General features: G+C 61.6%; 15 protein-coding genes. 3 read left to right on the top strand and 12 right to left on the bottom strand.

Translation table 11 applies throughout. The features are described 5' to 3' along the window. Positions 1–2 precede the first annotated feature (2 nt). Positions 3–518 carry a hypothetical protein gene (locus AC25BC_RS07310; protein WP_012757006.1) on the top strand — a complete coding sequence of 172 codons (516 nt, stop codon included), beginning with the start codon at positions 3–5 and terminating at the stop codon, positions 516–518. 34 nt (positions 519–552) lie between these two features. After that, positions 553–1,581, top strand: coding sequence for an alpha/beta hydrolase family protein (locus AC25BC_RS07305; protein WP_017993641.1), 1,029 nt, complete (start codon positions 553–555; stop codon positions 1,579–1,581). A gap of 59 nt (positions 1,582–1,640) precedes the next feature. Here the strand turns inward: AC25BC_RS07305 and dhaL (AC25BC_RS07300) are convergent, their stop codons facing one another. The 11 genes from dhaL (AC25BC_RS07300) to AC25BC_RS07250 form a co-directional block, all read right to left on the bottom strand. Beyond that, entirely contained in the window at positions 1,641–2,306 is a 666-nt protein-coding gene (gene dhaL / locus AC25BC_RS07300) for a dihydroxyacetone kinase subunit DhaL (RefSeq protein ID WP_012757004.1), read from the bottom strand. A 61-nt stretch (positions 2,307–2,367) separates the two neighbouring features. Then, entirely contained in the window at positions 2,368–4,470 is a 2,103-nt protein-coding gene (locus AC25BC_RS07295; protein WP_012757003.1) for a bifunctional sugar-binding transcriptional regulator/dihydroxyacetone kinase subunit DhaK, read from the bottom strand. A gap of 156 nt (positions 4,471–4,626) precedes the next feature. Next, positions 4,627–5,277, bottom strand: a complete 651-nt coding sequence (gene dhaL, locus AC25BC_RS07290) for a dihydroxyacetone kinase subunit DhaL (RefSeq protein WP_012757002.1) — start codon at positions 5,275–5,277, stop codon at positions 4,627–4,629. A 15-nt stretch (positions 5,278–5,292) separates the two neighbouring features. Further along, positions 5,293–6,288, bottom strand: a complete 996-nt coding sequence (locus AC25BC_RS07285) for a dihydroxyacetone kinase subunit DhaK (protein WP_012757001.1) — start codon at positions 6,286–6,288, stop codon at positions 5,293–5,295. A gap of 22 nt (positions 6,289–6,310) precedes the next feature. Then, positions 6,311–7,081, bottom strand: a complete 771-nt coding sequence (locus tag AC25BC_RS07280; RefSeq protein WP_012757000.1) for an SDR family oxidoreductase — start codon at positions 7,079–7,081, stop codon at positions 6,311–6,313. Between the two features lie 58 nt (positions 7,082–7,139). Next, positions 7,140–8,126 (bottom strand): substrate-binding domain-containing protein, encoded by a 987-nt coding sequence (locus AC25BC_RS07275; RefSeq protein WP_128439652.1) that lies wholly within the window; start codon positions 8,124–8,126, stop codon positions 7,140–7,142. 88 nt (positions 8,127–8,214) lie between these two features. Continuing rightward, positions 8,215–9,219 carry an ABC transporter permease gene (locus AC25BC_RS07270; RefSeq protein WP_011651405.1) on the bottom strand — a complete coding sequence of 335 codons (1,005 nt, stop codon included), beginning with the start codon at positions 9,217–9,219 and terminating at the stop codon, positions 8,215–8,217. Between the two features lie 43 nt (positions 9,220–9,262). Beyond that, positions 9,263–10,741: a sugar ABC transporter ATP-binding protein gene (locus tag AC25BC_RS07265; protein WP_128439662.1), complete on the bottom strand. Its 1,479-nt coding sequence runs from the start codon at positions 10,739–10,741 to the stop codon at positions 9,263–9,265. Positions 10,742–11,060: 319 nt separating this feature from the next. Continuing rightward, positions 11,061–12,192 (bottom strand): peptide chain release factor 2 gene (prfB, locus tag AC25BC_RS07260; protein WP_012756997.1). Its coding sequence is split into 2 segments (ribosomal slippage): positions 11,061–12,122 and positions 12,124–12,192, totalling 1,131 coding nucleotides; the frame shifts between segments, so codons are not numbered across the junction. A gap of 103 nt (positions 12,193–12,295) precedes the next feature. Beyond that, the gene (locus AC25BC_RS07255) at positions 12,296–14,755 is read right to left on the bottom strand and encodes a penicillin-binding protein 1A (protein WP_017993637.1); all 2,460 of its coding nucleotides are present in this window, start codon (positions 14,753–14,755) and stop codon (positions 12,296–12,298) included. A gap of 360 nt (positions 14,756–15,115) precedes the next feature. Beyond that, entirely contained in the window at positions 15,116–16,372 is a 1,257-nt protein-coding gene (locus AC25BC_RS07250) for an N-acetylmuramoyl-L-alanine amidase (RefSeq protein WP_017993635.1), read from the bottom strand. Positions 16,373–16,996: 624 nt separating this feature from the next. On the opposite strand from AC25BC_RS07250, the gene AC25BC_RS07245 reads away from it, so the two are divergent. Continuing rightward, a complete protein-coding gene (locus AC25BC_RS07245; RefSeq protein WP_012756994.1) occupies positions 16,997–19,858 on the top strand; it encodes an Rne/Rng family ribonuclease in 2,862 nt (953 codons plus the stop codon). A gap of 408 nt (positions 19,859–20,266) precedes the next feature. Here the strand turns inward: AC25BC_RS07245 and AC25BC_RS07240 are convergent, their stop codons facing one another. Continuing rightward, positions 20,267–21,925, bottom strand: coding sequence for an acyl-CoA dehydrogenase family protein (locus tag AC25BC_RS07240; RefSeq protein WP_017993634.1), 1,659 nt, complete (start codon positions 21,923–21,925; stop codon positions 20,267–20,269). Positions 21,926–21,947: the final 22 nt, after the last annotated feature.

Here is a 21,947-nt window from a genome sequence, read left to right as displayed (position 1 = left end):
CGATGGCAATGCGACGGATATTGATGACCAGCCTCCTGCTTGCGGGATGGAGCATCACAGCGCAGGCCGCGCCGGCGCAGGATGCCCTCCTGCCGGCATCGGTGATTTTCGCGACCAGCACCGGCTATTGGGAGGACGACGGCAACGCACCTGATGTCGAGCGGGCACCGACGGGCGCCGAGAGCGTTGCCGGCTCCGAAGGAGAAGGGACGCAGCGCCACGGCTACTACAAGCTCTTTGCCGTGCGCCAGCCGGACAGAACCTCGAAGGTCTATCTGCAGCAGATTGCCCAGACCGAGGCCGGCCCGGCGATCGCCTCGACCATCGAGTTGCAGGAGTTCAGCGACCTGAAGCCTTACGTGACCGATATCCGCCCCGAGAATTCCAACGGCATCATCAAGCAGCCGGGGCTCTTCGCCACGGTCTATCTGAAGACCGACCCCGCCGCGGAGCCGGATGGCTGGACCGTGCTGATCGACGAATTCGGCGACATCACCGTTGAGAAGGCGACGAATTGAACGGCTGGGAATTGTTCAGGGGGGCATCCAAGAGATGAAACTGGGCTTTCGCGACGGCGTCCTCTACGACGAGAAGAGGTCGGACTGGGACGCCGCCGGACCCAGACCCATCAGTTGGTCCCTCTGGTACCCCGCCGCCGATGACGCGCGGAAAAGCGATATACCGGAAAGAAGCTGGTTCCAGAAAGCGGCCGTCGCCCGCGATGCACCCATCCGGCCGGAGGCCAGGCCCTATCCCCTTGTCCTGTTGTCGCATGGCACCGGCGGATCCGCGGCCGGGCTGGAGTGGCTGGCGCGACGCCTGGTCGATCGCGGATTTGCCGCGCTCGGCGTCAGCCATCACGGCAATACCGGCATCGAGCCCTATCGCGCTGAAGGCTTTGCCTGCCTCTGGGAGCGGGCGCCTGATCTCAGCTACATGCTCGACCACCGGGATGCGTGGCTCAGCGATCTCTCAGGCCATATCGATACGAACAGTGTCTTCGCAGCCGGATTTTCGGCCGGAGCCTATGGCGTGATGCTGCTGCTTGGCGCTATCGCCCAGTTCTCGCAGTTCGAACCATCGAGGATGAAGCCGGGTGGCGCGCGCGGACCGAGAGAATTTCCCGACCTTGCCGATCATATCCCGGCATTGCTGCGCACCAGCGATGTGTTTCGCGATTCGTGGTCCCGGATGTCGAAGTCCTACCGAGATGACAGAATCAGGGCCGCCCTCATCTGCGCGCCGGGTCGGTCCGTTCTCGGTTTCAGCGAGGAAAGCCTGAACGCTGTCGATGCGCCCGCCCTTATCCTGGTCGGTGATGCCGACAAGGCAGCACCGGCCGAAGAATGTTCGTCGTGGCTACATGCGCGGCTGCGGCGCAGCGTCCTTAAAATCTTCGGCGGCGGCCTTGGGCATTATGTCTTCGTGCCAGAGGGCACGGCGCTCGGCCTTGCCTTTGCGGCAGAACTCTTTACCGATCCCCCGGGCATCGAGCGCGCAGCCGTTCATGAAGAGATTGCCGATCTGTCGGCAGCGCTGTTTCAAGACAGCGGCATCATCGCGGAAAAGACGACGAATTGAGGAGCCCCCGGCGGTAAGACGCATTTGCTCCGCGCAGATGACCCTGCATGCAAATGCTGTCACCGATCCTGCTCTTTCACAGTGTCACCGGCGAAGGTTTCCTTCATCGCGCGAAGGATGATGACTGCCGAGGCCGCGCCTGGATCGATATGTCCGAGCGACCTCTCGCCGAGCCGGGCCGCTCTTCCCCGAGTTGCAACCATGGAACGGGTCGAATTCGCACCGGTTTCGGCCGCCTCCAATATGCTGGTCCACATTTCGAGGCTTCCGGCCGCCCGCGCCCGCGCAGTGACGGCGGCTTCGGTCGCGGGGATCCAGGCATCGAGCATCGTCTTGTCGCCGCGCTGGCCCTTTCCACGCTCCCTGATGCCGGCCGTCATCGCCTCGACGATCGCCGCCTGATCGGCGGTTGAAAGGTGTTGGTCCTCTTTCAGGACCTGGGCAGCCCTGCGAAATGCCGTGGCGTAAAGCGGTCCCGTGGATGCACCGACGGCATTCAGAAAGGCTGTCGCCGCCGACGTGAACACCTCTGATGGAAGCATGTGATCGAGGTCGAGTTTTGCGAGTTCCCCGTTCACCGCCGTGAAGCCGAGCACCATGGTGATTCCATGATCGGCGTCGCCGATAGCCCCGTCCAGATCCGAGAGACGGTCCTTCTCCGCCGTGATCGCAACGGAGATGCGATGAAACATCCTGCTAAGGTGGCGCGCCGCGCTTTCCGACATCATGATCCTCCCAGTTCGAGCAGGATGCGGCCCGTGTCAGCCGGGCGCATCGCTTATACCTTCAGTTCGCGACCCGCAGGAACGCGGTATCGCAAGGATGATGCAACAACTCCGTCAATTCCTGATCGAGGTGCAAGATCGATATGGATGCACCGACCATGTCGAGCGAGGTGCAATAGTGTCCCACCCAATTCGCCTCTATCGCGATGCCTTTCGCACTCAGCCGCTGCTCGACACGTCGGAAGAGAATATAGAGCTCCATCAGCGGCGTTGCGCCGAAGGAATTGACCAATACTGCGACGCGGTCGCCCGATGCCGGCTTCATTTCCGCGAATATGCGATCCATCACCCGATCGGTGATTTCATCGGCGGTCATCATCTTTTCGCGAATGACGCCGGGTTCACCATGGATGCCCATGCCGATCTCGATGTCGTCGGGGCCAATTTCAAAGTTGTGGCGACGGGTCTGGGGAAGCGAGCACGGTTCCAATGCAACGCCCATCGTAAATGTCCGTGCGTTGGCCTTGCGCGTCGCCGTTTCGCAGGCGGCAAGCGACAGCCCGCGGTCGCAGGCCGCTCCGGCGACCTTGAAGATGAAGAAATTGCCGGCGACGCCGCGCCGGCCCTCCCTGTCTTCCAGCGGCGATGAGGCGATGTCGTCCGTCGTCACGACCGTGCGGACCGCGATGTTTTCCTCCGCCGCCATCTCGGCTGCCATCTCGAAATTCATGACGTCGCCGGCATAGTTGCCGTAGACGAAAAGCACACCCTCTCCGCCGGACGCCGCCCTGGTGCATTGAAGGATCGGGCCGGGAGGCGGAGACGAGAAGATATTGCCGACAGCAACGGCATCGGCAAGCCCCTTCCCGACATAGCCGAAGAACGCAGGCTCGTGTCCCGTGCCGCCGCCGATCACAAGACCGACCTTGCCGGCGCGCGGTCCCGTCCGGGCAACGAGCGCACGGCGAGAACTGTCGACCGGCGCGAGATAGGCAGCGTGCGCCTTCACTGCGCCATAGAGCATTTCCTCGACGACCTCGTCGGGGTTGTTCAGAAATTTCTTGATGTGAGTGCGAAAACCGGTCGCTGACGGCGGCGTGCCAATTTCGACCCTCGGGCGCTGTAAAAGCTTCTGGTCGACCTCCGTCACACCGTCCGCATGCAGGATGCCGCGACCCGTCGCGGCGTCGGTGATCAGCACGTTGACATAGCCGCCGCGAAGGGCTGCGAGGATTGCCGGCACCTTGTCGAAACCGCCGGCGACAGCGATACGCAGACCGATCTTCTTCAGCATGTCGAGTGATATTCCGATCGTGCGGTCGTCAAGCGGCCCCGCGACCGGGCGGCCCTGCCCGTCGATGAAACGTCCGGCGACGATGCCTGCGGCATCCTTTGCCAGATATTGCTGCAACGATACCGATTCGAAGAATCCGCTGGTATGGATGGTCGAATTGGGGCGCATGGAGGCGATACCGAAAATCACCTTGTTGGCGTGTGAAAGCGCCTCGAACTGACTTTCGATCAATGGCTCGCGCAACAGGATATTGCGGACATCGGGAGCGGATACGATTGCCGGAGCTGCGATATTGATCAGCCGCGCGTCCACGGCATCGGCAAAGGCGGCTGCGCAAAGTTCGGGTGTATAGGCGAATGTCGCACTGGTTCCGCCGGTTGCCTGGACCACGGTGACGTCCTGCAGGCCACTTATCGAGGTCTGCTCACCGACCGCCATGACCGTGCGGCCCCAGACGACGGCCAGCGTATCACCGGATTTCACAAGCCTCTGCAGCGCTTGAGCGCCTGCGCGCCCGAGACGGTCGATGAGCGGGCGGGTATTGTCGTCGCTCGGAACGACGAGACAGTCCTGCAGACCGAAATGCCGTTTCAACTCCTGAGCAATCGTCAGCGAACTCAGGCGCGCCGGCTCGATGGAGATATTGACGATTCCGCGGGCGCGCGCATCGGCGAGATAGCTGTTCACCGTTGCCCGCGAAATTCCCATGGTATCGGCAATGTCGCCCTGCGTCATGCCGTCCTCATAATAGAGCCAGCAGGCCCAGACATAGGGATCATCGCCAAACCGCAGCGGGATGGGTTCCGACGCATCGTCAGCGCTGTTTCGCACGCTACCGTTCTTCCGCGCTGATGATGTCTTGACGGTCATGCTTCCTGGTTTCCCTGCGATGTTCAAATCGCCCGCGAAGATGAGCGCAAAGGCTCCGGTTTTCAACATTCTCCGCACAATGATTTCCGGCCGCCAACGCAGCCGGAAAGGTGATACTCGGGAGGATCACGGGGCTCTCACCAAAACCCGCTGTTTTTATGCGGATGGCCGAAGCCTTGCCTCTACGCCAAGCGCGAGCGACTGGAGGATCAGCGCGCAGGAAGTGGCGCCAGCATCCAGAACGCCAAGCGAACGTTCGCCGAGCCTGCTTGCCCGGCCGATCCTTGCCACCAGATCGCGGGTGCTGTCCCGGCCGGCCTCCGCCGCTGCGACGAGAACATTCAGCGATTCCGCAAACGACTTTCCGTCGCTATTGGCCAGATCGAACGCCTCTATGGCGGGCACGAGCGCATCGAGAAGGGTCTTGTCGCCCACTTTTGCGGACCCGATCGCCTGAATACCTTCAAGACCATTGTGCAGCATTGCGCTGAACATCCCCGCATCGATCTGCGCAGCCTTTTCGATCGTTTCAGCGAACTGAATGAACATGACGCCGTAGAGCGGCCCCATGGACCCGCCGATTTCCGTCATCAGCACCGTGCCGAGCGTGTCGAGAGCTTCGGCGAGCGACATGTCTGCGCCCTTGATCCGTTCGGCTGCCATGCCAAATCCCTTGGCCATGTTAACCCCATGATCGCCATCGCCGATCTTGCCGTCAATCTCGCTGAGATAAGCGCGATTCTCGATGATCCGATCCGCGAGCGAGAAAACGATGTCGCCTGAGGAAGCGTTGTCAAATTGCTGCATTCGCTTGGTCTCCCATCAAGGCATTGCCGGGCAGTGGACATCGACGTCGAGTAGCGTCTTCAACTCGTCGTCAAGCGCCATGACGGTCAGCGTCGCACCGACCATTTCCAACGAGGTGAAGTAATTACCGATATAGGTCTTGTAGATTTTCAGTCCGCGCCCGGTAATCTCGGTTTCGATCGTGTCGTGAAGGATATAAAGCTCGTTCAAGGGCGTCGCGCCGAGGCCGGAGACGATGACGGCCACTTCGGTTCCCGATGCCAGGCCGTGATCGTCCAGAACGATCCTGGCCATTTCGCGTGCGACCTCGGCGGCAGGCTTCAACGGCTCGACCCGGACCCCCGGCTCGCCGTGATGGCCAATGCCGACTTCCATCGTGCCCGGCGCAATCTGGAAGTTGGGATGCCCAACGGCGGGCAGCGTGCAGGGACCGAGGCCGATGCCGATGGAGCGGCAATTGTCGATCGCCCTTTGCGCTGTCGCCTGCACTTCCTCGAGGCTCGCCCCCTGCTCCGCTTTGGCGCCTGCGCATTTCCACATGAATATCTCGCCGGCGACGCCACGTCGCTTCTCGCGCTCGTCCGGTCCGGCCGAACATACATCGTCATTGGCGACGACGGTCGCGATCGTGATGCCCTCCTTGGCGGCAAGCTTGATCGCCATCTTCACGTTCATGTTGTCACCGGCATAATTGCCGTAGAGGCAGACGACGCCGTTGCCGCCATTGGCCTCGCGCGCGGCATCGAGAAAACTCTTGGCCGTCGGCGACGAAAACAGCTCACCCACCGCGACGGCATCCAGCATGTTGCGTCCGGTATAGCCGATAAAGGCGGGCTCATGGCCGGAACCACCGCCGGTGATGACGCCGACCTTGCCCGCGACGGGCGCATGGCGCGCAACGATGACGCGCGGATTGCCGTTGCCGAGCCTGACCATATCGGCATGCGCCTTGACGAAGCCCTTGACCGTATCCTCGACGACCTCGTCCGGATTGTTGATAAACCGCTGCATGGTTCCTCCTGTTTTCCGCGTGTCAGACAATGGTATAGCCGCCATCGATCAGAAGATCCGCGCCGTTGATCATCTCGGCGCCGCTCGATGCCAGAAACACCGCCGCCGCAGCGATCTCCTCGGGATAGGCGAAGCGTCCCGTCGGGATGCGCTTCTTCAGCTCCTCTCCGCGCGGGTTATCCCAGGCCTTTCTTCCAAGCTCGGTTAGAACCACCGTCGGCGAAATCGTATTGACGGTTATGCCGTATTTCCCCCACTCGGCGGCGAGCGTCTTGGAAAGGCCAATGACGCCGAATTTGGAGGCGCAATAGGCCACGTGCTGATCGATGGCGACCGTGCCGGCCTGCGAGGCGATATTGATGATCCTGCCGCCGCTGCCCGCCTTGAGCATGACCCGGCCTACAGCCTGACAGACGAGGAACGTTCCCTTGAGATTGATGTCTATGGTTCTGTCCCAGGCCTCCAGGGTGAGATCCTCGGCGGGGGCGAGCATGGCGACACCGGCGCTGTTGACGACGATATCGATATGGGCAAAGGCCGCCTGCGCCGCAGCGATGACGGCTTCCACCGATTGCGGGTTGGAAACGTCGCAGACGAAGGATTTCGCGCCATTTCCGAGGGCGTCGGCCTTGGATTTCGCGACCGTTTCATTGATGTCGATCACGCCGACGACCGCGCCCTTGGCGGCAAATGCCGATGCGATGGCATCGCCGATGCCGGAGGCGCCGCCCGTTACCAGGGCGACCTTGCCGCCCAGCGAAAAATTCAGATCAATCTGTTTTGAATCGGTCATGGATCTTTTCCCGGCTTGTCTGAGAAATGGGGCGGGCGCACCCGCCCCACACAATGGATTATTTACGTGTTGCGAGCAGCTTGTCGACATTGTCGGCCGTCACCGGCGTCCACGGCACATTGTAGTTCTTGTCCTTGCCGTCGTTCCACGGCATATCCTTGTAGGTCGCCCAGATATCGGACTGCGGCTTGTAGTCGCCCTTCTTGGCGTGGAAGATGGCCAGGTCGAGAGCGCCCTGAGCCTGTGCACGTGCGTCCTGCAGGATCGACGTCATCTCGCCGGCCTTGACGGCGCGAAGAGCGTCGGTGATGCCGTCGATGCCCGCGATCGCAAAGCTCTTCTCGTCGAGCCCCGCAGCCTTGATCGCCTCGATGGCGCCGAGCGCCATCTCGTCGTTCTGGCCGATCACGCCGTTGATCTGTTTCGGATGCGCGGTCAGCCAGTTTTCCATCAGCGTCTGCGCTTCGGCACGTGACCAGTTCGCCGTCTGGTCTTCGAGGACCTTCACGTCAGGGCATTCGGCGAGCGCCTTCTTATTGCCTTCCAGGCGCGAGATCTGTGCGGACTGACCGACCGGGCCTTCGAGGATGACGACATTGCCCTTGCAGCCGAGCTTGTCGAGGACGGTCTTGGCTTCCATGTAGCCCGAGATGGTATCGTCGGAACCGACATAGGAGGTCAGCAGGTCGGAATTGACGCGGGTGTTCGAACCGATCACCGGAATGCCGGCATCCACCGCCGACTGTACGGCTGCTGCGCCTGCATCGACGTCGATCGGTGCAAAGACGATCGCATTGTATTTCTGCGTGACCATCGTCTTGAACTGATCCTGCTGAACCAACGCGTCATAGCGACCGTCGAAAACAGTCAGCTCGACCTCCCCGCTCTTGACGGCCGGGTGCTCCTGCATCGCCGCCGCCCAGATCTGCATGAACTCCGCATTGAGGCCGTAAGGGGCTGCCCCGATCTTGATCTTTTCCTGGGCCACGGCCGACGAGGCCAGCAAAGCAGTCGCCGAAGCGAGCGCAATCATAAGCTTTCTCATCTCAATTTCCTCCACTTTAAGTTTTAGCGGCCGACATGGCTCGCCTCTGCAACAGGCCGGCAAGGGCCGGCACGGTTTCCGATGGGGCTCAGGCCCCGTAAGTTCGCTTCTGGTCGAGCATCACAGCGCCGACGATCAGGGCACCTTTCAGGACCTGCTGGTAGTAGGATTGGATCCCCATCAGATCGAGGCCGTTGTTCATGACGCCGATGATGAGCGCACCGATCAGCGTGCCCGTCACCCGGCCGACACCACCCGACAGACTAGTGCCGCCGATGACGACCGCCGCAATCGCGTCCAGCTCATAGGCAATGCCCGCCTGCGGCAGGGCCGATCCCGTCCGGGCGCTGAGCAGCATGCCGGCAAGACCGGCAAGACCGCCGGAAATGACATAGACAGTGAAACGAATGCGGCCGATGTCGATACCGGAGGTCTTTGCCGCATGCGGATTGCCTCCGACGGCATAGATGTAGCGGCCGAAGCGCGTCCGGCTGAGTATCCACCACGAAGCCGCGAAAACGACGGCGAGAATGATGACGGGGGCCGGAATGCCGAAGACGTCGCCGGTGCCGATCCACCGGAAGGCCGGCGTCAGCGCGGGAACGGGGCGACCGCCGCCATAGATCAGCGTCAAGCCGCGCGCGGCCGAAAGCATGCCAAGAGTGGCGACGAAGGCCGGAACGGAAAATCGCGAGACGATCGCCCCTGAAATCGCGCCGCAGGCAACGCCAACCAGGATGCCGACCGCAAGTCCGATGGCCACCGGATAGGGCGCACCGGCGATCGCCGCCGTAGCGGAGGTCGTCGAGAAGCTGGCGCTGACAATGCCGGCAAGCGCCACGACGGAGCCGACCGAAAGATCGATGCCGCGCGTCAGGATCACGAAGGTCATGCCGATGGCAAGCACGCCGTTGATCGAAGTCTGCAGGAGCACATTGGAAATATTGCCGCCGGTCAGGAAGAACTCGTTCGAGAACGAAAGGACCACCACGAGAAGCAGAAAAGCGAGAAAGATACCGTATTCCTGTATCAACAGCCGCCGCCGATCCGAACTGAACCAGCCGCCGGCATTGCTATCATCGCTCTCTGACACTCTTGCTCGCTCCTCTGGCGCCGTAAGGATGACCTGATCCTGATCAGGTCGATAGGTGGACGAGTGATTGGGCATCCGTTTCCTCCCGGCTGTAAATTCCCGCGCTCCTACCGGCGCGCATCACCATGATACGGTCCGACATGCCCAGAACTTCGTCGATTTCCGATGAGATCATCACGACCGTTCCGCCGGCCGCGGCAAAATCACAGATGATGCGGTAGATTTCGCGCTTGGCGCCGACATCGACGCCACGTGTCGGCTCATCGAGGAGCAGCACCTTCGGATTGCGCAGGAACCATTTTCCGAGCACCACTTTCTGCTGATTGCCGCCTGACAGGCCCGAGACCGGCATGGTGTCACGGGCGGCCTTGATCTGAAATTGCGCCTGGATCCGACGACTGGCCTCGGCCTCGCGACGGCGGCTCATGGCAAAGGAAGGGCTCATCTCCGGTAAGCTTGCCATACAGATGTTGGCGCGAACGGAGTCGGAGAGATTGAGGCCCGTCAGCTTGCGATCCTCCGTCACCAGCGCCAGGCCATTTGCCATCGCATCCGCCGGCTTCGACACGGAGATGCGGGCACCATCGACGACGATCCTGCCGTCGGAGGATTTTTCGAGGCCAAAAAGGCAATTGAAGATCTCGGTTCGGCCCGAGCCCATCAGCCCGTAGATGCCGAAGATCTCGCCCTTGCGGGCGGAGAAGGAAATGTCCTCGATCTTGTTCGGGCAACTCAGCGCCGTAACCTCGAGGCCGGTTTCGGATGTCGGCGTATTGGTCTTGACATATTCCTCGGCCAGTTCCCGGCCAACGATCATCCGGATGAGATCAGGACGGCTGATCTGCTTGAGGTCTCCGCTGCCGACATAGGCGCCGTCGCGAAACACGGTATAGGAATCGGCGATCTGGAAGATTTCCGAAAGCCGGTGCGAAACATAGACGATGCCACGTCCCTGCTCCTTCAGGCGCCGGATGGCCGCGAAGAGCTGCTGAGCCTCTTTCTCACCGATTGCCGAGGTTGGCTCATCCATGAAGATGACCTCGGCATCGTGGCTTAGCGCCTTGGCGATCTCGACGAGCTGCATCTGCGCAACGGAGAGGTTCATCATGTATTGGGTGGCGCGAATATCGAATTCGAGATCGTCGAGAAGCCCTTGGGCGGAGCGGTTCATCGTCCGGAAATCGATACCGCCGAAACGTGTCGAGGGCTCGCGGCCGAGATAGATGTTTTCCGCCACCGTCATGTGCGGAACCGGACTTAGCTCCTGCTCGATGATGGCAATGCCGGAGGCGAGCGCGTCGGCGGGACCGGCAAAGTCCACGTCCTTGCCACGACGGCGGATCGAGCCAGCATCGCGATTATGGATACCCATGAGGATCTTGAGAAAGGTCGACTTGCCTGCGCCGTTGCCGCCGCAAAGTGCGTGGACCGAGCCGGCGCGAAGTTCGAAGCGGCCGTCGCGCAATGCCGCGACACCACCAAAGGACTTCTTCAGCCCTTCCACATCCAGCAAAAGCTCCACCCTTTTCTCCTCCACACATGCACCGGCAACCGATTGGCGGGAGCCGATCGACATCGGTGATCTCCAGCCCCGATATCGACAATGACATTATTCGATATCGACTCGACAAATGTCAAGTCAGTGTCGAACATATAAATGCGAGGGCGGCTCAGCGGACCTTCCGCCATCGTCTCGAGGTGAAACGATAAGTTCTTACGCCGAACCAGAGCTATGATCGCCTCGACGATCGAGCCGCTGAAGCGCGCCGGACTTGCCAGCCTTCCAAAACAAAAAAGCCCCGTCTCCGGGGCTTTGTTACTTCAATCTATCGTCAATCCGATCAGTCGACATCCTCGACGACCGCATCGGCGGCGCCGCTGATGCGATGGGCAAGTGCTGCTTCCATGAACTCGTTCAGGTCGCCGTCGAGAACGTCGTCCGGCGCGCTGCTGGCGACGCCGGTGCGCAGGTCCTTGACCATCTGATAGGGCTGCAACACGTAGGAGCGGATCTGGTGGCCCCAGCCGATCTCCGTCTTGGAAGCGGCTTCGGCACTGGCGGCGTCCTCACGCTTCTTCAATTCGGCTTCATACATGCGGGCACGCAGCATGTCCCAGGCCTTGGCGCGGTTCTTGTGCTGCGAGCGCTCCTGCTGGCACTGCACGACGATGCCCGTCGGGATATGCGTGATGCGCACGGCCGAGTCGGTGGTGTTGACGTGCTGGCCGCCGGCGCCCGACGAACGATAGGTATCGATGCGGCAGTCGCTTTCGTTGATCTCGATCTGGATCGAGTCGTCGACAACCGGATAGACCCAGATCGACGAGAAGGAGGTGTGGCGGCGCGCATTGCTGTCGTAGGGCGAGATGCGCACCAGCCGGTGTACGCCCGATTCCGTCTTCAGCCAGCCATAGGCATTATGACCCTTGACGAGCAGTGTCGCGGACTTGATGCCCGCCTCTTCGCCATCATGGACTTCGAGAAGCTCGACCTTGAAGCGCTGGCGTTCGGCCCAGCGGGTGTACATGCGCAAAAGCATGTTCGCCCAGTCCTGGCTTTCGGTGCCGCCGGCGCCGGAATGGACTTCGAGATAGGTGTCGTTGCCATCGGCTTCGCCGGAGAGCATGGCTTCCACCTGGCGGCGCGCGGCCTCGGCCTTCAAGGCCTTCAGCGTGTCTTCGGCTTCCTTGACGACGCTCTGGTCGCCCTCTTCCTCACCAAGCTCGATCAGCTCGATATTGTCGTTCAGCTGCTGTTCGAGCTGCTTGACGCCGTTGATGCCGTCATCGAGCTGCTGGCGTTCGCGCATCAGCTTCTGCGCTTCGGAAGCGTCGTTCCAGAGGTTCGGATCCTCTGCCTTGTTGTTCAACCAGTCCAGCCGTCTTATCGCTTGGTCCCAGTCAAAGATGCCTCCTCAGCAGGGTGATAGCCTGCTTGGTTTCATCGACCACGTTTTCGATTTCCGCTCGCATTTTCCTGCTTCTCTGTCTCGGTCTTCTTCAGGTGCTGGTGACATAGAGACGCCCGCCGCGGATGTAAAGGGCCGCAGCGGGCGTATAAAATTCAGGCCCTCGGTCAGAACAGGCCGGGCGTGCCGGTCTGGACGGCCTGGTTCGCCTGCGGCGAAGTCTTCAGGATTTCCTCCGGCGCCATGGTGCTGTCCATGCCGATCACGGAGAAGCTGTCGGCCGGGCCGGTGCCGGGCTTGAAGGCCTCGATGATGGTGTTCGGATCGCCTTCGCCGGCCGCCATGCCGGTCTTGCGGTCGATCGAAATCAGGTTCATGCCTGATGGAATGACGAACTTCGATTCCGGCGTGTCCTTGACGGCAGCCTGCATGAATTCGTTGAAGATCGGGGCGGACAAGACGCCACCGGTGCCGCCGCGGCCGAGCGGGGCCGGCGTATCGAAGCCCATATAGAGGCCTGCGACCAGATCCGGCGTGAAGCCGACGAACCAGGCATCCTTCTCGTCATTGGTGGTGCCGGTCTTTCCGGCGACGTCGCGACCGCCGAGATCGATCTTGCCGGCAGCGGTGCCGCGCTGGATGACGCCCTGCATCATCGAGGTGATCTGGTAGGCGGTCATCGGGTCGAGAACGGTTTCGCGATTGTCGACGATATTCGGCTCTTCCTGGTTCTGCCAGTCGCCGGCGTTGCAGCCCTCGCAGAGACGCTCCTCATGCTTGAAGATCGTCTTGCCGTAGCGGTCCTGGATGCGGTCGATCAATGTCGGCTTGATCTGCTTGCCGCCATTGGCGATGACCGAATAGGCCGAGACCATGCGCAGCACCGTCGTGTCGCCGGCGCCGAGCGACATGGAGAGAACCGGCAGCATGTGATCATAGATGCCGAAGCGCTCGGCATATTCGGCGACGATGTTCATGCCGAGATCGTTGGCGAGGCGCACCGTCATCAGATTGCGCGAATGCTCGATGCCCGAACGCAGCGTCGACGGGCCGCCGGATTCGCCGCCGTAGTTTTCCGGCCTCCAGACCTGGCCGCCCGAGACGATCTCGATCGGCGCGTCCATGATGACCGAAGCCGGCGTATAACCATTGTCCATCGCCGCCGCGTAGACGAAAGGCTTGAACGAGGAGCCCGGCTGACGCATCGCCTGGGTGGCGCGGTTGAACTCGGACTGGGCGTAGGAGAAGCCACCGACCATGGCGAGCACGCGGCCGGTCTTCGGATCCATGGCGACCAGACCACCTTGCACCTTCGGCGGCTGCTGCAGGCGATAGGAGGTCGACGCGTTGTCACCGAGCTTTGCGACATAGACAACGTCACCGGGGGACACGGCGCCGACCGGCGATTTCGTGGTCTTGCGGGCGCCGTCGGCCGAACGGAAGGCCCACTGCATGTTCTTGGCGTCGATCGTGCCGCGCTGGCGATCGGCCTCAACCTTGCCGCTTCCATCCTTGCCCGGCTGTAGGCCGATGTCGACGTTCGAGTCGGATACGGCGAGTACCACGGCAAGCCGCCATTCCGGCACATCGGACAGTGCGGGAATATCGGCAAGCGCTTTGCCCCAATCACCGCTCGCATCGATCTGCTTGATCGGGCCGTGGAAACCGCGGCGCTCGTCGTAAGTGACCAGACCGTCCTGCAGCGCCTTGCGGGCAGCGAGCTGCATCTGCGGATCGAGCGACGTGCGCACCGAAAGGCCGCCCTCATAAAGGACCTTTTCGCCGTACTGGTCGATCAGTTGGCGGCGCACGGCTTCGGCGAAAAAATCCGAAGCAAAGAGCGAGGGGCCGGTGGTGCGGGCGGTGACGCCGAGCGGCTGCTTCTTGGCTTCCTCGCCGTCAGGCTGGCTGACATAGCCGTTCTCGACCATCCGGTCGATCACCCAGTTCCGACGCTCGAGCGCAGCTTCCGGATGGCGGAACGGATGGTAATTGGCAGGACCCTTCGGCAGCGATGCCAGATAGGCGGCTTCGGCGACGGTCAGTTCGGTGACGGATTTGTTGAAATAGGTGAGTGCTGCGCCGGCGATGCCATAGGAATTCAGGCCGAAAAAGATCTCGTTCAGGTAGAGTTCGAGGATCTTGTCTTTGCTGTAGGCCTGCTCGATACGGAAGGAGAGGATCGCTTCCTTGATCTTGCGGTCGATCGTCTGGTCCGAGCTCAAAAGGAAATTCTTGGCCACCTGCTGGGTGATTGTCGAGGCACCGACCGGGCGGCGGCCGGAACCGAAATTCTGCAGGTTGACGAGGATTGCGCGGCCGAGACCGGTGAGATCAACGCCCGGGTGATTGTAGAAATTCTTGTCTTCGGCCGACAGGAAAGCGGCCTTCACGCGGTCGGGAATAGCTTGGATCGGCAGGAAGAGACGCTTTTCCTTGGCGTATTCGGCCATCAGAGCGCCGTTGCCGGCGTGCACGCGGGTGGTCACCGGCGGCGCATAGCTGTTCAGAACGGCATAGTCCGGGAGATCCTTCGCGACATTGGCGAGATAGATGGCAATACCCGCCGCCGCGACCAGAAACAGGACGCAGGCCATTCCGAAGAAATATCCAAGAAGTCTAACCATATTTCAGCTACCGGTCTCTTCGATCTTCAATCGGCGCAGCCGCAACGATTGCACAGATCAAGGCAATTTGCACGTTGCGCGGCTTACTCTATGAGCGCTACCGCCACAAGCCGAATTCCGCGCCTCAGGCTGCGAAACATAAGCCGGAGTAACGGCGTGAATGTGAGCAAAATAGGGCTGTCTGCGCCGCATTCACCGCTGCGGCCGCGTTTCATTAGAACTGTCACATCCAAGCAACGCCCGGCGCCGCCGTCAATCTGAGGTATCTTGCTCAGAATTTGATTCATGCGGCGCACTTAAATCTTTGTTTTCATGCATGTCGCCGTACTGCAACCGCTACAGATCTTTAGGCGGCGGCCGTCAGCCGCCATTCGCCATGACGGCGGCGCGGTATCGCTTGACTGCGTCGGTCAAGAGACCGGCGATCTTGCCGCGCCAGGCCTCGTCGAGCAGCAGTTTCTCGTCCTCGGCATTCGAGAGGAAGCCGATCTCGAGAAGGATCGACGGCACGTCAGGCGCCTGCAGCACGCGGAAGCCGGCATGACGGTGCGGATTGTTGATGGTGCCAACCTGATCCTTGAAAGAATTCAGCACACTCTCGGCCAGCGAGATCGAGAAGGCCTGCGTCTCGCGCCGCGTCAGATCGAGCAGGATGTCGGCAACCTCCGGCGGCTCGGCGACCGTCTCCTTGCCGGCGATCTGGTCGGAGAGGTTTTCACGTTCAGCAAGGTCGGCGGCGAGCTTGTCGGATGCCTTGTCGGAGATCGTGTAGACGGTCGCGCCGCGGATATCCTTCTGCTTCAGCGTGTCGGCATGCAGCGAAATGAAGAGGCCGGCATGATTCTGGCGGGCGATCAGCACACGCTGCGAAAGCGACAGGAACTCGTCATCTTCGCGCGTCAGGAAAGCCTTGATGCCCGGTTCCTTGTTCAGCCGGTCGGTCAAGGCCTTCGCGAAGGCAAGCGTCACCTGCTTTTCCTCGGTCTTGGTGTCGACGCCGATCGCGCCGGTGTCGATGCCGCCATGGCCGGCGTCGACGGCGATGACGAAATCGCCGGGCGCAGCCTTTTGCGGTGCCGGAATGGCGCTCGTCGTCTGAGCCGCCTCAGTCCTGTCGCTCCAGGATTGCGTCTTCACCAGTTCGGCAAAGGCCTTCTTGTCGATCATCTCTGCATCGAGCACGAGGCGATGGCCGTTGCCCGTCTCATCGGCCTGCACCTTGGCAAGCGCCAGCTTCACCGGCCCTGTCGTCGTCAGCACGATGCGGGCGCTCTCTTCGTCCATCTTGCCGTAGCGGATATCCTTGAACAGGCCGCGGGCGGCAAGATCCTTCGCCGCAAAACCGAAGGCGGTCGCCGGCAAGTCGACGACGATGCGTTCCGGATTGGCGATATAGTGGACGGAGAAACGCGGCTCGCGATCGAAATCGATGACGATGCGGGTCCTTGCGTCGTCGCCGACGATGCGCGCGCCATAGGCAAGCAGCGGATCCTTGGCCTCGACGGAGCTGGCAGCTGCCGGCAGCAGACTAACGACCAGAAGCGCCGCCAGAACCCGCCTTGCGAATGTCGATCGCCGCGCTGCGGATTTCGCCGCGATCCGAGCCCTCTTAAACAATAAACCGCCACACCCTATCTGTATTGCGATGGACCCGACGCGGCTGCGGCCAACGTCCCTGTGACGAAACACCCGCTGCAGCCTGCCGAATCGCGATCACTTTATCCCCAGCTTCTATGCGTTGCGAAATCCATCAATATTATGGCACATTTGGCTTTTCCCTTGCTATTGTGACACAGAAAACATACAACGAATTTCAGGGTAAAGTGTTGACGGGATAGAGTCGCCGCGAAGGCTGCCAGCCAGATCAGGACCTGGCGCCACACCGGTCATCGTCCGCCGTCTCATGCGCTTAATCCCTAGAACTGGATCCTGATTTTCCGGCTTATTGTCGGAATTCATTGGTGGATCAGCCACCACGCTCTCAGGGAGCAAACTCATCGGACCCGAACGGGTCTTCGTATTTGTCGATCACGCTTGGTTGTTGATGGTTTCGCAGCAGGTTTTATCTGAAGTGTACAGGCCCCGGACCGAAATGGTTCCGGCTGCGGTCTGGCTGCTGCCCTCCCCCTCGCATCAGGCGCGACTTTCATTATCCGGCGCGGCTACAGTGGACCGCATTCTTTCTGTCTCAACAGCAGTCGGGAATGCGCTCTCGCGGCCACGCCGAGGAGCACAGCTTACATGGCAGACAAAATGCTTATCGATGCGTCTCACGAGGAAGAGACGCGCGTCGTTGTCGTTCGCGGGAACCGCATAGAAGAATTTGACTTCGAGTCCCAGCACAAGAAGCAGATCCGCGGCAACATCTATCTTGCAAAGGTAACGAGGGTCGAACCCTCGCTGCAAGCCGCCTTCGTCGATTACGGCGGCAACCGGCACGGTTTCCTGGCCTTCGCCGAAATCCATCCCGACTATTATCAGATACCGCTTGCCGACCGTCAGGCGCTGCTTCGGGCCGAAGCCGAGGAGCATCGCCGCGACGAAGACGTCGAGCATGTCGAAACCGCGCCGATGGTCGATCTTTCCAAGCAGGATCAGCCGGATGTCGGCATCGCGCCGGAAGCGGCTGCCGTAACGGAAGAGACCGCAGCGGTAGAGGCCGCGGCATCGCCCGAGGCCGCCGAGGAAGCGCCGGCCAAGAAGGCAAGGCCGCGTCGCAGCCGCAAGAAGGCAGCCGAACCGGTTGCCGAAACGACCGCGACCGAGGACGCTGTTCCCACAGACGTCGAAGCCGAAGGCGCGTCGAGCGTCGACAATGAGGATGACGGTTCGACCGGCGGCGCGATGGCCGCGATGGTGGAAACCGACTCGATCTCCGAGGACGTCGATACCAGCAAGCGTCGCCACGATGACGACGACGATGATGACGATCACGGTGAAGAAGAAGTCATCGAATCCGTCGGCGCCGAAGACGCGATGGAAGAAGTGCCGGACCGCGTGCAGCGCAAGCCGCGCAAGCAGTACCGCATCCAGGAAGTCATCAAGCGCCGCCAGATCCTGCTCGTGCAGGTCGCCAAGGAAGAGCGCGGCAACAAGGGTGCAGCCCTTACCACCTATCTCTCGCTCGCCGGCCGCTATTCGGTTTTGATGCCGAACACGGCGCGCGGCGGCGGCATTTCCCGCAAGATCACCAATCCTGCCGACCGCAAGCGCCTGAAGGAAATCGCGCGCCTGCTCGAGGTGCCGCAGGGCATGGGCGTCATCCTTCGCACCGCCGGTGCCAACCGCACCAAGGTGGAGGTCAAGCGCGACTTCGAATATCTGATGCGCCTTTGGGAGAACGTGCGCACGCTGACGCTGGCGTCCACCGCTCCCTGCCTCGTCTACGAGGAAGGCTCGCTGATCAAGCGTTCGATCCGCGACCTCTACAACAAGGATATCAGCGAAGTCATCGTTTCCGGCGAAGAAGGCTATCGTGAAGCGAAAGACTTCATGAAAATGCTGATGCCGAGCCATGCCAAGGTGGTTCAGCCCTATCGCGACATCCATCCGATCTTTTCGCGTTCCGGCATCGAGGCTCAGCTCGACCGCATGCTGCAGCCGCAGGTGACGCTGAAGTCCGGCGGCTATCTGATCATGAACCAGACCGAAGCGCTGGTTTCGATCGACGTCAACTCCGGCCGCTCGACCCGCGAACATTCGATCGAGGACACCGCGCTGCAGACGAATCTGGAGGCTGCAGACGAAGTCGCCCGCCAGCTTCGCCTTCGCGACCTTGCCGGCCTGATCGTCATCGACTTCATCGACATGGAAGAGAAGCGCAACAACCGCGCCGTCGAGAAGAAGCTGAAGGAATGCCTGAAGAACGACCGTGCCCGCATCCAGGTCGGCCGGATCTCGCATTTTGGCCTGCTCGAAATGTCGCGCCAGCGCATCCGCGCTTCGGTTCTCGAATCGACGACGCAGGTCTGCTCGCATTGCGGCGGCAGCGGCCATGTGCGTTCGCAGTCCTCCGTCGCCCTGCATGTCCTGCGCGGCATCGAGGAATATCTGCTCAAGAACACCACGCACAACATCACCGTGCGCACCACGCCTGACATCGCGCTCTACCTGCTCAACCACAAGCGCCAGACGATCATCGATTATGAGAGCCGCTTCGGCGTTGCGATCATCATCGATGCGGACGGCTCGGTCGGCGCGCAACATTTCGCGATCGATCGCGGCGAGCCGGTGGAAAACCCGGTCAAGATTGAAACCCTCTTCAACTTCGCAGCCATTCCCGAGGATGACGACGACGACATCGTCATCGAAGTGGATGAGGAGGAAGACGAGGAACTCGAGGAAAAGCCGGCCGTTTCCGAGCGGCCCGTCGCGGCCCGCGCGGAAAGCGAAGCCGACGGCAATCGCAAGCGCAAGCGCCGCAGGCGCCGCCGCGGCCGCAACGGCAATGCCGAACAGCCGCTATCAGCGACAGGCGAAGCCGGCGACGAGGATGAGGACGGCGACGACGAGGGTGGCGAAGGTGATGAAAACACCGAAGCCACGCCCGAGACACGTGCCGAAAGCGAGGAATCGCAGCGCCGCAAGCGGCGCCGTCGCGGCAAGCGGGGCGGCCGTCGCAATCGCGCCGAGGATGGTTCGGAACTGACGGCTGGCGAAGCCGGTGAAGACAATGGCGGCGACGAGGACGAAGGCGACGACGTTTCGAACGACGGCGCTCCGAGCGAAGCCGTAGCGGTCGAGGCGATTGCCGAACAGGCCGACGAAGGCCAGGCCGCGATGGCAGCCGTCGAGAGCGCGCCTGTCATAACCGAAGAGGTGAAGCCCGCCCGTGCCCGCGGCCGCCGCAAACCGGCCGCAGCGCCGGTTGAGGAACCGGTTGCAGAGACGGCCCCTGCGGTCGAGGCCGAACCCGAACTGGTAGAAGCCTCCGCCGATCTCGAAACATCGGTTCAGGAAGAGGCAAAGCCGGTTCGCGCCAACCGCGAATCCAACATCTCCTCCTCCGAGCCGACGGTGAAATCCACCCGCGTCGAGAATGTCGAAGGCGATGACGGCAAGCCGAAGAAAGCCGGCTGGTGGCAGCGCCGTGGCTTCTTCTGAACGCTGATTTTTGGACGTAAACACTGAAATCCGGCCGCGGCGACGCGGCCGGATTTTCGTTTATGGCGATGACATCGTCGCCGAGCTTGAACTGCCGTGACGTGGATGTGTATCTCTATGATAATCATACTCATGGGGCGCGATCATGCGGACGAATATCGGTATCGATGATGCCTTGCTCGACGCAACAATGACCACCACGGGACAAAAAGGCCACCGTCGACCAGGCTTTGCGAAGCCTCGTTGAGAGGCATCGCCGGAAAAATCCGATCGTAGATCTTGCAGGGATAGGCTGGGAAGGCGACCTCGGCGCGATACGTCGCGACCGGCCGGACGATAAACGATGATCGCCGTAGGACAATCCGATGGCCGAGCGTCTTGGCCTCGGGATCGCCTACCCCGCTGCGGTCAGGCCGCTGGCGGATAGAGCAGGTCGACGATGTAGCTGGCGTCGAAGCGGGAATCGAGCATGCCGTAGGTGGATCGCCAGCCGCCGGCAAGACGCGTCTCGATGAAGGCATCGGCAATGCGCCCTGCCCCAAGGCGATAGAGTTCGGCTGCACCGGCGGCGAGCGCCAGTTGCTCGACGAGCAGGCGCGCGGCGCCCTCGTCCTGTTCGCAAAGCGCGATTGCAGCGCGCAGCACGTCGATCGTCTTCTTGCCGGCAGGGCCGAGATCGCGGGCAAGGCCGGCGAAGACCGTTTCGAACAGATCCTTGCCGCGGTTCAGCACGCGCAGCACGTCGAGCGCCATGACGTTGCCGGAGCCTTCCCAGATGGCGTTGACCGGAGCCTCGCGGTAATGGCGGGCGATCGGACGCTCTTCGATGTAGCCGTTGCCGCCGATGCATTCCATCGCCTCGTAGATCAGCGCCGGTGCGATCTTACAGCACCAGTATTTGGCGACAGGCGTCATGACGCGGGCATAGGCCGCGTCCTCGGCGTTGCCGCGCGCCTTGTCGAAGGCGTCGGCTAGACGGAAGGACAGTGCCGTCGCGGCGGCAACATCGAGCGCCATGTCGGCGAGCACGCGCGTCATGATCGGCTGGTTGACGAGCATTTTGCCGAAGACGCTGCGGCCGCGGGTGTGGTGCACGGCTTCGGCGAGCGAGGCGCGCATCATGCCTGACGAGGCCAGCGCGCAGTCGAGCCGCGTCAGCGTCACCATGTCGAGGATGGTGCGGATACCGGCATCCGGACCACCGAGCAGAAAACCGAACGTGTCTGTAAACTCGACCTCGGAGGAGGCGTTGGAGCGGTTGCCGACCTTGTCCTTCAGCCGCTGGAATTGCAGCCCGTTGGCGGAACCATCCTCCAGAAGGCGCGGCACGAGGAAGCAGCCCATGCCCTCCTTCGTCTGCGCCAGCATGATGAAAGCATCGCTCATCGGTGCCGACATGAACCACTTGTGCCCGGACAGCCGGTAGATGCCCTCGCTGACCTTTTCGGCAGCGCTCCTGTTGGCGCGCACATCCGTGCCGCCCTGCTTTTCCGTCATGCCCATGCCGATGGTCACGGCGGATTTTTGCATGGCGGGCTTGTTCGACGAATCATATTTGCGCGAGAGAATTTTGGGCGCCCAGTCCTTCTGGACCGCGGGCGAAGCCGAGAGCGCCGCAACGGAAGCGCTCGTCATCGTCAGCGGGCAGAGATGGCCGGATTCCAGCTGCGACGTCAGATAAAACCGCGCGGCGCGAACCTTGTGGGCCTCGTCCTTGGCCTCGGTATCGGCCTGGGGATCCCAGACGGAGGAATGCAGGCCGACCGACATCGAGCGCCGCATCAGCGCATGCCAGGCAGGATGGAATTCGACGACGTCGAGGCGCTCACCGCGTGGACCATGAGTGCGCAGCTGCGGCGTGCCCTGGTTTGCCATGCGCGCCATCTCCTGCGCCTCTGGCGAGGTGACGTAGCGGCCCATGTTTTCCAGGTCTTCGCGGATGCCGCGCGGCAGGGCCGCCGTCAGATCGACGATCAACGGATCAGATCGATAGGCATTGATGCCGGACCACAGGCTCGGCTGGTTGAGTTCTGCGAGTTTGTCATCAGTCCGGTTGGCGGAGGTCATAATTCGCTTCTAGTGTAAGAAC

The organism is Rhizobium sp. WSM409, assembly GCF_057653825.1.
This window is presented reverse-complemented; position numbering and strand designations above follow the sequence as displayed.

What these genes read in the sequence shown, in the direction of transcription:
- AC25BC_RS07310 (WP_012757006.1), top strand. Translation starts at nt 3, where the DNA reads ATGGCAATGCGACGGATATTGATGACCAGCCTCCTGCTTGCGGGATGG.
- AC25BC_RS07305 (WP_017993641.1), top strand. Translation starts at nt 553, where the DNA reads ATGAAACTGGGCTTTCGCGACGGCGTCCTCTACGACGAGAAGAGGTCG.
- dhaL (WP_012757004.1), bottom strand. Translation starts at nt 2,306, where the DNA reads ATGTCGGAAAGCGCGGCGCGCCACCTTAGCAGGATGTTTCATCGCATC.
- AC25BC_RS07295 (WP_012757003.1), bottom strand. Translation starts at nt 4,470, where the DNA reads ATGACCGTCAAGACATCATCAGCGCGGAAGAACGGTAGCGTGCGAAAC.
- dhaL (WP_012757002.1), bottom strand. Translation starts at nt 5,277, where the DNA reads ATGCAGCAATTTGACAACGCTTCCTCAGGCGACATCGTTTTCTCGCTC.
- AC25BC_RS07285 (WP_012757001.1), bottom strand. Translation starts at nt 6,288, where the DNA reads ATGCAGCGGTTTATCAACAATCCGGACGAGGTCGTCGAGGATACGGTC.
- AC25BC_RS07280 (WP_012757000.1), bottom strand. Translation starts at nt 7,081, where the DNA reads ATGACCGATTCAAAACAGATTGATCTGAATTTTTCGCTGGGCGGCAAG.
- AC25BC_RS07275 (WP_128439652.1), bottom strand. Translation starts at nt 8,126, where the DNA reads ATGAGAAAGCTTATGATTGCGCTCGCTTCGGCGACTGCTTTGCTGGCC.
- AC25BC_RS07255 (WP_017993637.1), bottom strand. Translation starts at nt 14,755, where the DNA reads ATGGTTAGACTTCTTGGATATTTCTTCGGAATGGCCTGCGTCCTGTTT.
- AC25BC_RS07245 (WP_012756994.1), top strand. Translation starts at nt 16,997, where the DNA reads ATGGCAGACAAAATGCTTATCGATGCGTCTCACGAGGAAGAGACGCGC.
- AC25BC_RS07240 (WP_017993634.1), bottom strand. Translation starts at nt 21,925, where the DNA reads ATGACCTCCGCCAACCGGACTGATGACAAACTCGCAGAACTCAACCAG.